Here is a 15,525-nt window from a genome sequence, read left to right as displayed (position 1 = left end):
CGCGCACCCCTGACCATCGGGCGTTGCCCCACAGCGTCCCCGAGGCTAAGGTTCCCGACTGTTCTGACGTACCGGATGTGCCCATGTCGCCACGTAAAGCCCTGCCCACCGCCTTGGCCCTGGGCCTCACCCTCGCCGCCGGCGCCCACGCCGATGAAGGCATGTGGATGCCGACCCAGCTGCCGGAACTGGCCAAACCGCTCAAGGCGGCCGGCTTCAAGGGCGACCCGGCCGACCTGGCCAACGTCACCGCGCCGCCGCTGAGCGCGGTGGTACGCGCTGGTGGCGGCACCGGCTCGTTCGTGTCCGGCGACGGGCTGCTGCTGACCAACCACCATGTCGCGATGGGTGTGATCCAGTACAACAGCTCGCCCGAGCACGACCTGATCAACGACGGCTTCATCGCCCAGGGCCGCAGCGATGAGCGCGCGGCCAACCCGGACTTCCGCGTGCTGGTCACCACCGGCTTTGACAAGGTCACCGATCAAGTGCTGGCCGGTGCGCGCGGCCAGACCGGTCGTGCCTATTTCGATGCGGTCGACCGCGCCAGCAAGCAGCTGGTGGCCGAGTGCGAAAAGGAGGGCAACGTGCGCTGCAGCGTGGCCGACATGTACTACGGCACCGATTTCTACCGCATCCGCCAGCTGGAACTGAGCGATGTGCGGCTGGTGTACGCGCCGCCGCGCGCGATCGGCAACTACGGCGATGAGATCGACAACTTCATGTGGCCACGCCACACCGGCGATTTCACCCTGCTGCGCGCGTATGTCGGCAAGGACGGCAAGCCGGCGCCGTACAGCCCGGACAACGTGCCGTACCAGCCGCCGGCACACCTGAAGATGGCCATCGATGGGCCCAGGACCGGTGACTACGCGATGCTGGCCGGCTACCCCGGCATCACCTACCGCCATCGCACCGCCGCCGAATTCGCCGGGCAGATCGATGCGGTGCTGCCGCGGCGGGTGGCGGTGTTCCAGCAGATGATCGACACCATCGAGGCGGCCAGCGCCAAGGATGCACAGGCGCGCACGCGTTATGCCTCGCAGCTGCAGTCACTGAAGAACAACCGCAAGCGTGCCGCCGGCGAGCTGGAGGGCCTGGTGCGCAGCGATGCCAAGGCCCAGCGCGCCAGCGACGAAGCGGCGATGCTCAAGGCCACCGATGCCAGCTACCAGGGCGACATCCAGGCCCTGCTCGGGTCGTTGTCGCAGGGCGCATCGGTGGGCGAACGCGACCTGCTGCTGGACCTGCTGTCGGCGCAGAGCCAGCTGCTGCGTTCGGCGCTCATGCTTGAGCGGCTGCGCATCGAGTCGGCCAAGCCCGATGCCGAGCGCGAGAGCGGCTACCAGCAGCGCGATCTGGCGTTGATTGAAGGCACCTTGAAGCAGGTGCAGCGCCGCTACGCGCCGGCAGTGGAGAAGGCGTTGCTGACCACCCTGCTGACCCGCTACCAGCAGCTGCCCGACGCGCAGCGCGTGCCCGAGTACGACGCCGCCTTTGGCCGTACCCCGGCCGCGCTGGCCAAGGCGCTGGACAGCCTGTACGCCGGCACCCGCCTGGGCGATGAGTCCGAGCGTCTGTCGCGCCTGGCTGCGGCACGGGACGGCAAGCCGTTGGCCCGCGATCCGCTGATCGACTTGGCCGGGCCGCTGGTGGCCGCGCAGTTGCGCCTGGACGATGAGAGCAAGACCCGCGCCGGCGAGCAGCTGCGCCTGCGCCCGGCCTACATGCAGGCGCTGTTCGCGTGGCGGGCCAAGCAGGGCCGCGCGGTGTACCCCGATGCCAACCGCACCCTGCGCATCAGCTACGGCAAGGTCGAGGCGCTGTCGCCGCGCGATGCGGTGCATTTCGACCCGGTCACCACCGTGGCCGGGATCGTCGAGAAGAACACCAACGCCTACCCGTTCGATGCCCCCAAGCCGCTGCTGGCGGCCATCGCCAAGGGCGATTTCGGCTCCACCGCCGACCCGGTGCTGAAGACCCAGACGGTCAACTTCCTGACCAACCTGGACACCACCGGCGGCAACTCCGGCTCGCCGGTGCTCAATGCCAAGGGCGAGCTGATCGGGCTGAACTTCGACAGCAACTGGGAGTCGGTCAGCGCCAGCTGGTGGTTCGACCCGCGCTACAAGCGTGCCGTGCACGTGGACATGCGCTACCTGCGCTGGCTGCTGGCCAAGGTCTACCCGGCGCCCGAGCTGCTGAAGGAAATGGGCGTTCCGGCCGAATGAGCCGCAGGTAGGCCACGACCGCCGGTCGTGGCCTACACTGGGTGCTGGCGCTGGGGAGCGGACACACACGTGGTGGCAATGCAGGACGAGGACGACGGCACGACGCCGGCGGCGACACGGGGGGATCTGCACGGGCTCCGGGTCTGGGTGGTCGAGGATGATCCGGAGCTGCTGGCGCTCAGCGTGGACGACCTGCGCTGGCGTGGCGCCGAGGTGACGGGACTGGACAGTGCCGAGGCGCTGTACCGGGCCTTGGCGGTGGGCCGCTGCGACATCGTGGTGCTCGACGTCGGCCTGCCCGGCGAAGACGGCTATGCGGTGGCCCGGCATCTGCGCCGGATCGCCGATATCGGCATCGTGATGCTTACCGGGCGTGGCAGCACCCATGAGATGGCGCACGGCCTCTCGCTCGGTGCCGATGTCTACCTGGTCAAACCGCTGGATGGCGACCTGCTGGCCGCCGCACTCACCAGCCTGCGTCGCCGCTTGCCCACGGCGGCACCGATCGCCCATGCCGCACCTGCCGCCGGTAGCTGGCGAATGCAGGCCGACGGCTGGGACCTGCGGGCGCCCAACGGCGCGGTATTGGCCATCACCCGGGCCGAGCGTGGCTTCCTGCGCGCACTGATGGCCGAGCCGGGTCGCCCGATCGAACGCGAAGCCCTGATCGCAGCGGTCACCGATGAGCCTTGGGACTTCGATCCACATCGGCTTGAGGTGCTGGTGCATCGACTGCGTGCGCGGGTGCGCGGCGGCATCGGCCTGACCCTGCCGGTGCGCGCGTTGCGCGGGGCCGGCTACCTGTGGACCGACGAGGTGTCCTGAGCCCGACGCATGGGTGCGTGTGAGCAAGTGAGAGCAATCGTGAGGTGCTGGCACTGCTTTTGCACGCCGTCCTCACCAGAATCCCTGCCGCCTCCGGCCAACCGGCCGAGGCCGCGCGTCCGTCGTCGACGGCGCGCCATGAATGCCAGGGAGGCCGGTCTGCAATCGCGGCTGCGGCCCTGGCTTTGTCGCCAGCAGGGGAACAGTCGTGCACAAGCAGCAGGTTCGGACGGATGCCGTCGCAGGCATCGCATCGTCGTGGGGTTCGTCGTGGCGCGTACGTGGCTGGCAGCTGCTGTGCGCATGCCTGCTGGGCGGACTGCTGGTACCGGCCGCGTGGGCGGCCAACCTCAGCGTGTCGCAGCTGTCGGACTCGACCAGCGGCTGGCTGCGCGGCGACGGTACCGCGTCGGGCACGGCGAGCAGCGATCCGGCCCCGGTCGGGGCGATCGTGGTGTACGACGTCACCCTGTCCAACAGCGATACCGCCGCCGCCAGCGGCGTGGCGGCGATCTTCGATCTGCCGGCCGATACCCGCGCCTACCAGTTGCCTGCCGCCTGTACTGCGCAGACCGATACCCGCATCGTCTGCCGCTACGCCAGTTTCCCCGGCCAGGCCGCCGGTGGCATCAGTTTCCAGCTCAAGGTCGATACCCAGAACGCACAGCCGGGCACCACCAAGGTGGTGGCGGCGATCGGCAACGCGTCCGCCCTGCCGGCCCCGACCGCGCCGGTCGCCAGCCTGACCAACGCCGATCCGTTCTTCGCCGGTGACAGCAACCCGGCCAACAACCGCCTCGAACAGAACACCACGCTGACCGCCGGCGCCGATCTGGCGCTGACCAAAAGCGGCAGCCCGGCCTCGGTGATCGCCGGTGGCGAGGTGACCTACACCCTCACCGTGCGCAACGCCGGCCCCAGCCCGTCCACCAACTTCCAGGTGATCGACACGCTGCCGGCCGGCTTCGCGGTGGTCCCGGGCAGCTTCAGCGGCACCGGCTGGACCTTCAATTACGGCACCACCACGGCCACCCACGCCGGCAGCCTCGCCAACGGGATGACCCGGACGTTCACCTTCCGCGCCAAGGCCAACGTGTCCAGCGGTGCGGTCACCAATTCCGCGCGCGTGGCCGCCATCGGCACCCCGGACCCGCGTCCGGACAACGACGTGGCCACTGCCAACACCGTGGTGACCACCGGTGCCGACGTGACCGTGGCAATGGTCGCCTCACCGGCCCCGGCCGCCACCGACGGGCCGGTGGTGTTCACCGTTACCGCAGAGAACCTTGGCCCGGAAGCCTCCAGCGGCGTGAGCGTGACGGGCCAGCTGCCGGCCGGCTTCAGCTTCACCGGCACCGGTTCGCTGCCGTCCAACTGGACCTGCACCAGCCCGACCCCGACCACCTTCTCCTGTACGCGCACGGGTGCGATGCCGGCCGGCAGCAAGGACATCCTGCAGATCCAGGCGACGGCCCCGGCCACGCCCGGCAATGTCACCGCCACCGTGCAGATCCAGTCGGCGCTCACTCCTGATCCGAACGATGCCACCCACGGCACCAACAACAACATCGCCACCACCGCGCTGACCGTGCTCGCCGATGGCGCCGACCTGCGCCTGGCCAAGAGCAAGCTGGGCAGCAACGAAAACGGCGAAGTGGTGCCGGTCGGTACCACCTCGGCCAGCAACATGACCTCCACCCTGCGCCTGTGGAACAACGGTCCGGCCCGTATCACCGCCGGTGCGCAGATCGTGGACGTGCTGGCCGATGGCGAGGAATTCATCGCCACCACCGGGCCGTTCACCTGTTCGGCGGTGCCCGCCGCGTACACCCCGGGCACGCGTCAGGTGGTGACCTGCGATTTCACCGGCCCCTATCCGGTGGCCGTCGCTACCGGTACCGGCAACGGCAATGCATTTGCCACGCTGGTGATGACCACCCGTGCGCGCGCGGCCGGTCTGTTGACCAACAATGCCTGCACCGGCGGTTCGGCACCCGGCGGTGGCCCGGCCGCGCTGGAGCCGACCACCGACAGCGGCGTCAACCTGGACAAGATCACCAGCAACGACTGCGCCGGCAGCGGCATCCGCGCCACCGACGATGCGGCCAACCTGTCGATCACCAAGGTCGCCAGCACCGAAGCCGGCGGCGACAAGGTGGTGGGCGTCACCGAAACCTGGGCCGAGTACCTGCTGACCGTGCGCAACAGCGGTGCCGATACCGCCGGCGTGGTGGTCAACGACCCGCTGCCGGGCTTCCTGGACAACAACCGCACCGTGGTGGACATCACCGCGCCGGCCGGTTGGCCGGCGGCCAACTGCCGCATCAACAACGGCAGCCTGATCTGCGAATCGGGCAACGCGGTGCTGGCACGCAACGCCACCGCGGTGATCCGCCTGCGCCTGCGCACGGCCGGCAACACCCCGGGCATCCTCTTCGACAGCGTGGGCAAGACCGCCGCCAGCGGTGCCAACGCTGCCTGCGTGGCGGCCGGCACGGTGCCGGCGTCGGGCCACTTCCATTGCAATCGCGCCGGCGTCGGCGTGGATGGCCGCATCACCGGCTCGGTGGGCGAATCGGACTGGAGCGACAACTACGCCACCGACTGGCTGCGCGTGGAGCGCGTGGCCAACATGCAGACTGTCGAGAAGGTGATCACCAGCGGCGACAACAGCGGCCGCGCCGGCGTGGTCGCCGACTATCGCATCCAGTACCGCAACCAGGGCCCGTCGGCGATTCCGCGGGTCGCCTTCACCGATACCTTCACCCTGCCGGCCGGTGACAGCGGCTTCGTGCTGGTCAACGCGCGTCTTGCCTCCAACAACCAGGCCTGCACCATCACCGCGATGGAGACGGGCATTACCGCCAGCAACACCGCCGGCGGCATTTCCTACCGCAATACCGATACCGCGAGCCCGCGCACGCTGACCCTGACCTGCCCGGCCGTGGCGCTGGCCAATGGCGCAGTGGACACGGTCAATCTGGGCATCCGCCCGAACGTCAACGCCAGCAACACCGGGCGTGTGTTCGACAACGTGGCCGGTTTCAGCTTCCCCGATGGCGCCACCGGCAGCGATGCCAACGGCAGCTGGAACTACAACCTGGTCAGCACCGCGGCCGATGACACCAAGCAAGCGCGGCTGACCTTCGGCGAAGGCCGGGTCGACCTGCTGGTGCAGAAGAACGACCAGGGCTTTGCCGGTGGCATCGACCCGCTGGGCTTCGACCCCCAGGTGCCGGCCAACAACTACCTCACCTACCGGGTGACGGTGGGCAACCAGGGCCCGTCGCTGGCCAGCGATACCCGCATCCGCGACAGTCTGGTGCCGCCGGATGGCCGCACGGTGACCTTCATCGGTGCATCGACGACGGCCGGTGGCAGCTTCAACGTTGCCGGCTGCAGCGTGGTGGAAGGCAGCAACCCGTTCACCGGCAACGGCAGCAGCGCGATGGTGCTGGACTGCCTGATGCCGGGCGCCGGCTTTGCCGGCAGCAATGAAGAGGGCACCGTGGCCGCCGGCGCGGAGAGCGCGCTGTTCCTGCGCTACCGCTACGACAGCGCCCCGGGCGGCGGCGGCGACACCTTGAGCAACACCGCGCTGACACACTCGGCTGAAACCCGACAGGGCGCCGACCTGACCGCCGGCGATGCCAACCGCGCCGACAACAGCACCACCGAAACCACCAGCGTGTTCATGCGCTCGGACATGACCGTGCGCAAGACCATGGTGACCGTGTCGCCGGGGGCCTCCCCGAGCGTGGCACTGCCGGCCAGCGTGGCCGGCGTCACCGTGCGCCAGCCGTTCTGGTACGTCATCACCGGCGTCAACAATGGCCCAGGCCAGAGCCTCTCGCGTGACCGCAGCGCCACCGCGCAGCTGCGCGGTACCGGCACGGTGGTGACCGATACGCTGCCGGCCGGTGTGCAGGTGACCGGGCCGGTCACCTGGCAGAAGCAGGGTCCGGCCTACGCCGGGTCCACCCCCGATGGCAGCGGCACGTGCAGCGTGCTCGACCGGGTGGTGACCTGCGAAGTGGGCGACACCACCTTCGCCACCGGCAACCCCGGCCAGGTCCGCATTCTGGTGCCGGCCATGTGGCCGCAGCTGCCGGCCGGCAGCACCGCACCGCGTGGCAGTTCCAGCAACCATGCGCAGATCAGCACCGAGCAGGTCGACGAGAACCCGGCCAACGACATCGTCGATGTGCCGCTGGACGTGGTCAACCTGTCGCTGGCCGGCAAGGTGTTCGTGGACAGCGACCAGGCCGCCGGCAACGGCGGCACCGTGCAACCCGGTGAAGCCGGCATCGCCGGTGTGTCGATCCGCCTGAGCGGCACCGATGCCTACGGCCAGGCGGTCAACCTGACCGTCACCACCGACGCCAACGGCCAGTACCGCTTCGACAACCTGGCCCCGTCCGACGCGGCCGGTTACACCGTGCTGGAAGTGCAGCCGACCGGCTATGCCAATGGCCGCATCGACCCGCCCACCAGTGGCGCGCAGGCGGCGACCTTCAACCCGGACAGCTACCAGGCCGGCCGCCCGGACAGCCGCTACGTGGTGCTGCTGGGTGCCGACGTGGCCGTGCCCGGTGGCACGATCGGCAGCGTCGGCGCGGTGGCGGTGAACTACAACTTCCCCGAAGTGCGTCGCCCGAGCCTGTCCGGCTACGTGTATGTGGACCTGGACTTCAACAACCAGCGCACGGTGGGCACCGACAGCGCCATCGTCGGTGCCAGCGTGGAGCTGCTGGACGCCAGCACCGGCGCGGTGCTGGCCACCGTGCAGACCGACGCCAACGGCCACTACCGTTTCGACGACCTGGACCCGCACGTGCTGTACAGCGTGCGCGAGCCGTTGCCCAACGGCCCCTATACCAACCGTCCTAGCGCCGTGAACGCCGGCACCATCGGTGGCGCGACCTGCGCCATGGGTACCTGCGTGGCGGGCACCGGCGTGGCCAGTCCGGGCGGACCGGACGCGGCCAACACCGACCGCATCGCCGGGATCGACCTGGGCCGCGGGGCCGATGGCGAGAATTTCAACTTCGGCGAGAACCCCAACGGCAGCTCGATCGCCGGGCGGGTCTGGCTGGACGTGGACAATGACGGCGTCATCGACCCGACCGAAACCGGCCTGGGGGGCGTGGAGATCGTGCTCACCGGCACCGACCGCAACGGCCAGCCTGTGCAGTTGACCACCACCACCGCCGCCGATGGCAGTTACGCCTTCGTCGGCCTGCTGCCGGGCACCTACGTGGTGACTGAACCGACCCAGCCGACCAACACCCTCAACGGCATCACCGTGCCCGGCGACAAGGGCGGCACCGCGACCTCGCCGGACACCGTGCCGTCGGCGATCAACGCGATCGCGCTGGGTAGCAACGAGGCGGCCGCGGCCTACAACTTCGGCGAGATTCCGATCGCCTCGATCGCCGGCCGCGTGTACTACGACAACAACGACAACGGCAGCATCGACGCCGACGAAACCGGCATCGCCGACGTGCAGATCGTGCTGACCGGCACCGATGACGCCGGGCAGCCGGTCAACCTCACCACCCGCACCGATGCGCAGGGCAATTACAGCTTCCCCAACCTGCGCCCGGGCAGCTACGTGCTGACCGAACCGGACCAGCCGGCCTACACCACCAACGGCATCACCAGCCCGGGCACCGTGCAGGGCAGCGTGGTCGGCGTGGCCACCGACCGCACGACGGTACCGTCGGCGATCAGCCAGGTCGTGCTGGGCGCGGGCATGCAGTCGGTGCAGAACAACTTCGGCGAAGTGGCCGACACCCCGGACCTGGTGGTCAGCAAGCACGCCACCACGGCGGTGTTCACCGTCAACCATGCCGCCGAGTACCAGATCCAGGTGCGCAACATCGGCCCACGCCAGACCTTGGCCGGCTACGAAGTGCATGACCGCCTGCCGGTCGGCCTGACCCTGCTCGACACGCCGACCGGCAACGGCTGGCTGTGCGAGGGCGCGGTCGGTGCACAGCGCTTCGTGTGCCGCAGCAGCACGCTGATCGCTGCCGGTGCGACCCTGCCCGATGCGATCACGGTCAAGGTGAAGGTCGGCGCCGACGCGGCCAATGGCAGCACCGTGCACAACGCGGTGCTGGTCCAGGGCGGTGGCGAAGATGCACCGCATGGCCCCAGCCCGGCCGAGCGCGCCGCGTTCGAGGGCGATGTCACCGCGTTGCCCGAGTGCGATCCGGCGATCACCCAGAACGTCTGCCGCGTGCCCAACAAGGTGCAGCTCAGCGCCTCGGTGGGCGGCACGGTGTGGTACGACGTGGGCGGCGATGACCAGCTGCTCGATGGCGGCGACCAGCGCCTGCCGGCCTGGATCGTCGAACTGGTCGACCCGGCCACGGGGGRGGTGGTGGCCAGCCAGGTCACCGCGGCCGACGGCAGCTATCGGTTCAACGATGTGCTGCCGGGGGTGAAGTGGAACATCCGCTTCCGCKACCCGCGCTCGAACATCGTCTGGCCGCACCCGGTCACCCGCGAGACCGTGGCCGGCGTGCAGGCCACCTGCGACGCCGCCGGCGCCATCGCGCGTGCCGGTACCAGCGCCTGCCAGGTCAACGACAACGCCAGCAGCGTGCTCGAGGTGGTGTTGGCACCCGGCCAGTACCTGCCGCAGCAGAGCCTGCCGGTGGATCCGTCCGGCGTGGTCTACGACGCCGTGTCGCGTGATCCGGTCCCGGGTTCGATCGTGACCCTGTCGCCGGTCGGCCTGTGCAGCGGTTACGACCCGCGCACTGCCGTGCTCAACGCGGCCCAGGGTGGCTATCGCATCGAAGGCAACGCGATCTCGATGACCGTGGGCAGCGAGGGCTTCTACCAGTTCGCGTTCGGCCCCGCTGCGCCGGCACGCTGCGAGTTCCAGCTCAGCGTGACCCCGCCGGGCGGCTATGCGTTCGTATCCAGCCTGATCCCGCCGCAGGACGGCACGCTGTCGCCGCTGGGCGGCGGCGGCGCCAACCACGTGGTCCAGCCCAACACCGCAGCGCCCACCGGCGCGGTAGGCACGGCTACCCAGTACTACCTGGGCCTGTTCGGCGGCTCGGCCACCGCTGCGATCGTGCATAACCACCTGCCGCTGGACACGGCGGTGGCCACCGGGCTGGCGATCAGCAAGAGCGGCGACCGCCAGACCGCGGAGATCGGCGACACCGTGCAGTACACCATCACCGTGCGCCAGACCGCCGGCAGCGCGCTGCGCACCGTCAACGTGGTCGACCGGCTGCCGCGTGGCTTCACCTACATCGACGGCACGGCGCGTGCCGATGGCCGCGCCGTGGTCGACCCGAACGGCAAGCCGGGCCCGCTGCTGGGCTTCCGCCTGGGGCCGATCAGCGTCGGTGGCCAGATCGTGCTGACCTACCGCGTGCGGGTCGGCGTGGGTGCACARCAAGGCGATGGCATCAACCGCGCACAGGCATTCGGCTGCGCCTTCGACGGCGGCTGCATCAACACCGACAGCCTCACCCCGCTGCCGGGCGCGCTGCCCTCCAACCGCGCCGAATACCGCGTGCGGGTCACCGGCGGCGTGTTCACCGACCAGACCTGCGTGCTCGGCAAGGTGTTCGTGGACTGCAACAACAACCACGTGCAGGACCGCGAGGAACTGGGCATCCCGGGGGTGCGCCTGTACTTCTCCGACGGCACCTGGGTGATCAGCGATTCGGAAGGCAAGTACAGCTACTGCGGCCTGCCGCCGCAGAGCCACACCCTCAAAGTGGACGCTGCCACGCTGCCGCTGGGTGCGCGCCTGACCACCAGCAGCAACCGCAACCTGGGCGATGCCGACAGCCTGTTCCTGGACCTCAAGAACGGTGAGCTGCACCGCGCCGATTTCATCGAGGGCAGCTGCGCCAACCCGGTGCTCGAGCAGGTCAAGGCGCGCCGCACCCAGGGCGAGGTGTGCGCGCCGGAAACCGAAACCGGGCAGCCGCCGCTGCGCTTCGACAGCAAACCCGCGCGGGCGCCGCAGCAGGCGACCGACTCGGCCAACCAGAGACCGATCGTGCATCCCAGAACCTCCCCGCCTGCCGCAGGCGCCGCCGCGGAGGCCACGCCATGAGCCGGCTGCATCCGCTGACCCGCCTGCCGCGGCTGAGCCTGCTGGCCTGTGCGCTGGCTGCCGTGCCGGCCATGGCGCAGAGCGTGGGCACGCCGGGCCGCTTCACCCCGGTGCTGGGCGAGGCCTCCAGCCTGTATCCGCGCAGTGCCACCAGCACCGACGCCGCGCCGCGCGCGCTGGACGTTGCCGCGGCGGGCACGTTGGACCGCATCGTGGTCGAGCTGGACCGCGACGGTGTGCCGGCCGACGGCCAGAGCGCCGTGCACGTGCGCGTGCAGCTGCTGGATGCACAGGGTCGCGCGCTGACCGGCAGCACCTACGCCACGATCGAAAACAGCGGCGGTCGCATCCGCCTGCCGGGCTCGCGCACCGATGAGCTGGGCCCCGGCGCGCTGGATGCCGACAGGATCACCCCCGGCGTTCAGCTGCAGGTGGTTGATGGCCTGGCCGAGTTCGACCTGCTGGCCCCGCATGACCCGCAGGACGTGCTGCTGCGGATCACCGCCGGCGCCGAGACCGCGCAGGGCAGCATCGCCTTCCTGCCGGAAATGCGCGAGATGCTGGCCACCGGCCTGATCGAGGGCGTGGTCAACTTCCGTCGCCGCAACACGGCCGGGCTGGTCGCGGCGGTGGACCATGACGACGCGTTCGACCGCGATATCCGCCGCTGGGAGCGCCAGTTCAACAACGGCAAGGCCAATGCCGCCGCGCGCACCGCGTTCTTCGTCAAAGGCCGGATCAAGGGCGAGTACCTGCTCACCGCCGCCTACGACTCGGACAAGGACACCCGCGGCCGGCTGCTGCGTGACATCCAGCCGGAGGAGTTCTATCCGGTCTACGGCGACGCATCGCTGCGCGGCTTCGATGCGCGCTCGGCCGAGCGCCTGTATGTGCGCGTGGACAACCGCCGCAGCTACCTGCTGTACGGCGATTTCCAGACCGGCGACGGGCTGGCCACGGCCACCGGCATCGGCGGCAGTGGGGCGCTGCCGCAGCGCAGCCTGGGCACCTATAACCGCACCGCCACCGGCCTGGGTTGGCATTTCGAAAGCGAGCGCGTGCGCAGCAACRTATTTGCGATGCAGGACTCGCTGCGCCAGGTGATCGAGGAGTTCCGCAGCCAGGGCAGCGGCCCGTACGCGCTGCGCAACAACGCCGTGCTCGAAGGCAGCGAGCGGGTGGAAGTGATCGTGCGCGACCGCAACCAGCCCACCCGCATCGTCTCGGTGCGTGCGCTGGCGCGGCTGGTCGACTACAGCTTCGAGCCGTTCTCCGGGCGCATCCTGCTCAACCAGTTCCTGCCGGCGTTCGACAGCGACCTCAACACGGTCTCGCTCCGCATCACCTACGAGCTGGACCAGGACACCGAGAAGTTCTGGGTAGTCGGCGCCGATGCCCAGGTGAAACTAAGCGAGCGCATGGAAGTGGGCGCGGCGGTGGTCGATGATCGCAACCCGTACGCCGAGTTCAGCATGGGCAGCGCCAATGCCAGCTACCGCTTCGGCGACAGCACGCTGCTGGTAGCCGAGTTCGCGCGGACCCGCAGCGAGGTCAACACCAACACCATCAACCAGGTCACCTCGCAGGGGCTCAAGGACGTCACCGGCGAGGTCGAGGGCGATGCGTGGCGGGTCGAGTTCGCGCATGACGGGGCGCGCTTCGACGCGCGTCTGTTCGCCGCCCGCACCGATCCGGCCTTCAACAATCCGGCGGCGCCGTTGTACGGCGGCCGTGGCGAATACAATGCAAGGCTCGGCTACCGGGTCGGTCCGCGGCTGGAACTCTACGCCGAAGGCCTGCGCAGCGAAGATCGCAACCCGGACGGCGGCAAGCGCGATGCCGGCGGTGCCGGCGTGCGCATCGGCGCCAGCGAGCGGCTTACCGTGGACCTGGGCGTGCGCAGCATCCGCGAGACGATCGGCGTGACCTCGCCGTGGTCGTCGGGCGTCCCCTTCGGCGATGCGGGCGGGCTCACCGGTGGGTTTGCCACCGGCAGCGGCGGCGGCGCACTCGGCTACGGCCAGCAGGCGCTCGATCCGCTCACCGGGCTGATGGTCATCAACGGCAACAGCAGCGGCAGCCCGATCACCAGTGATCTGCCAGTAGGCACCGAGCTGGAATCGGACAGTGCCCGCATCGGTCTGGGGTATCGCATCAGCGATCGCCTCAGCGCCGGCGCCGAGGTGGAGCAGAGCGTCAGCGGCGAAGACCGCAAGCGCCTGGCGGCTGGCCTGGATTACCAGGTATTCGAACGCAGCCGCGTCTACGGGCGATATGAAAAGCAGACCGGACTGACCAGCGCCTATGGCATCACCACCACCGACCGCGAGGCCGACGCGCTGGTGTTCGGCATCGACAGCAGCTACCTGCGCGATACCCAGACCTTCAGCGAGTACCGCTTGCGGGATTCGATCAGTGGCCGTGACGTCCAGGCCGCATCGGGCATCCGCAATACGTGGGATATCGCCGAAGGCCTGCGCCTGGGCAGCTCGGCCGAACACGTCAAGGTGATCGACGGAAGCGCGGGCGACACCACCGGCCTGGCGCTGGCGCTGGACTACAGCGCCAACCCGCTGTGGCGCGGTGCGATCCGCGCCGAGCACCGGATCTCCGAAGACGTGCCGGACACGGCGACCAACGAGGCGTTCAACACCACGCTGCTGCAGGCCATGCTGGCCCGCAAGCTCAGCCGCGACTGGACGCTGTTGGCCCGCAACTACCTGCTCAGCACCCGCTACGACGCCCGTGGCGACGTGCTGCAGGACCGCTTCCAGCTCGGCCTGGCCTACCGCGATACCGATCGCAACCGGATCAACGCGCTGGCCCGCTATGAGTACAAGCTCGAGCGCGACGAGAGCGGGCTGACCCTGTCCGATGGCGCGGCCGTGGATGGCAGCAGCCAGGACGTGCGCACGCGAGCACACATCGTCTCCACCCACGCCGACTGGCATCCGTCGCGGCCGTGGTGGCTGACCGGTCGCGTCGCCGGCAAGTGGCAGCAGGACCAGTTCGCCTACAGCGATGGCGTGCGCGTCGACAGCCGCTTCCACGCGGTGCTGCTGTCCGGGCGGGTGGTGTATGACATCACCGAGAACTGGGACATCGGCGTGCTCGGCGCCACCTTCCGCGGCCAGACCGGCGCCAATCAGTACGCCTGGGGCATGGAAGTGGGGCGCCTGCTGCGCCAGAACCTGTGGCTGTCGGCCGGTTACAACTGGAGCGGTTTTACCGGCGACCGCGATCTCAACGGCTACGAGTACACCCAGCAGGGCGTGTTCGTGCGCCTTCGCTTCAAGTTCGATGAAGACCTTTTCCGGCCGGACCCTGTCCGCTACCGCGACCCGGCACGCTGAGGATGCCCCGATGACCACGCTTTCCCCGATTTCCCGAGTTGTCCCCGCGCTGCTGGTGGCGGCCATCGCCACCGCGCTGGCCGGTACCGCTAATGCCCAGCAGACCCGGCTGCTGCCTGAGCAGCAGCGCATCACCGACGCGGCCATCCATGCCGACCACCAGGCCTACGAGGCCACCCAGGGCCGCATCCAGGCGCTCAACGACGGCGGCCGCCCAATCCGCGACTACCACCTGTCCAAGGCGCAGTGCTGGTTGGACGTGTCCTTCCACGAGTACAGCCGCAATGACCGCAGCGATTTCCCGCAGCAGGCGCTGAGCGAGTCGGAAAAGCTGATCGTGGGCATGGAGCAGGGCGCCGCGCCGTTGCCGACCGACACCCCGCTGGTCAATGGCGCCAAGTACCTGCGCGATGACCTGTGGCAGCGCCTGCGCGTGCTGCATGGCGCGCCGGGGTTCAGTTGCGCGCAGCAACAGGTGGCCTGTGGCGAGGTCGAGCTGGTGCATGCCGGCAACGAGTTCAACCAGCAGCAGTGGCGTCATTCCAAGCCGTACATCCAGATCGCCGAGGAGCTGGTCAACGATGCCGAAGCGGCGGCACGCCAATGCAACGCGGGCACGGCGGCTGCGTCGGCGCCGATTCCGCTGGTGGCCAACGTGCTGTTCGAATTCGACCGCGACGGCTACCGCGACATCCGCACCTACTCGCTGGAAAGCGTGGACCGCGCCCTGGCCAGCGTACGCAGTGAAGCGCTGCAGCTGCGCGGCATCGCGCTGGTCGGGCACGCTGACCGCCTGCAGGGCCGTGGCTTCGATGCCAACCAGGCGTTGTCCGAGCGGCGGGCCCGCACCGTGCGCGATCTGCTGGTTGGCCGCGGCATCGATCCGGCGTTGATCCACTACGAGTACCGCGGCGATACCCAGCAGGTGCAGCAGTGCGATGGCGTGCGCCCGCGCGCGGCGCTACTGGAATGCCTGTTGCCCAATCGCCGGGTGGAAGTGCGTCTGGACGTGACGCGCTGA

General features: G+C 69.4%; 5 protein-coding genes. All 5 read left to right on the top strand.

The genetic code is table 11. The annotated features are described in order from the left end of the window. Positions 1-83: 83 nt before the first annotated feature. The 5 genes from ACXJKH_RS00065 to ACXJKH_RS00045 all read left to right on the top strand — a co-directional run bounded on the left by ACXJKH_RS00065 (position 84) and on the right by ACXJKH_RS00045 (position 15,525). Complete coding sequence (locus tag ACXJKH_RS00065; RefSeq protein ID WP_457317810.1) at positions 84-2,231, top strand: S46 family peptidase; 2,148 nt, start codon at positions 84-86, stop codon at positions 2,229-2,231. A gap of 78 nt (positions 2,232-2,309) precedes the next feature. Beyond that, positions 2,310-3,056 carry a response regulator transcription factor gene (locus ACXJKH_RS00060; RefSeq protein WP_457317809.1) on the top strand — a complete coding sequence of 249 codons (747 nt, stop codon included), beginning with the start codon at positions 2,310-2,312 and terminating at the stop codon, positions 3,054-3,056. 208 nt (positions 3,057-3,264) lie between these two features. Beyond that, positions 3,265-11,151, top strand: a complete 7,887-nt coding sequence (locus ACXJKH_RS00055) for an SdrD B-like domain-containing protein (protein WP_457317808.1) — start codon at positions 3,265-3,267, stop codon at positions 11,149-11,151. Next, positions 11,148-14,504, top strand: coding sequence for a hypothetical protein (locus tag ACXJKH_RS00050; RefSeq protein ID WP_457317807.1), 3,357 nt, complete (start codon positions 11,148-11,150; stop codon positions 14,502-14,504). The genes ACXJKH_RS00055 and ACXJKH_RS00050 overlap by 4 nt, the downstream gene beginning before the upstream one ends. Positions 14,505-14,514: 10 nt before the next feature. Further along, the gene (locus ACXJKH_RS00045; protein ID WP_457317806.1) at positions 14,515-15,525 is read left to right on the top strand and encodes an OmpA family protein; all 1,011 of its coding nucleotides are present in this window, start codon (positions 14,515-14,517) and stop codon (positions 15,523-15,525) included.

It is taken from the genome of Stenotrophomonas sp. P5_B8 (assembly GCF_054049855.1).
The sequence above is the reverse complement of the archived record's forward strand: the minus strand, read 5'-3'. Positions and strand labels throughout refer to the sequence as shown.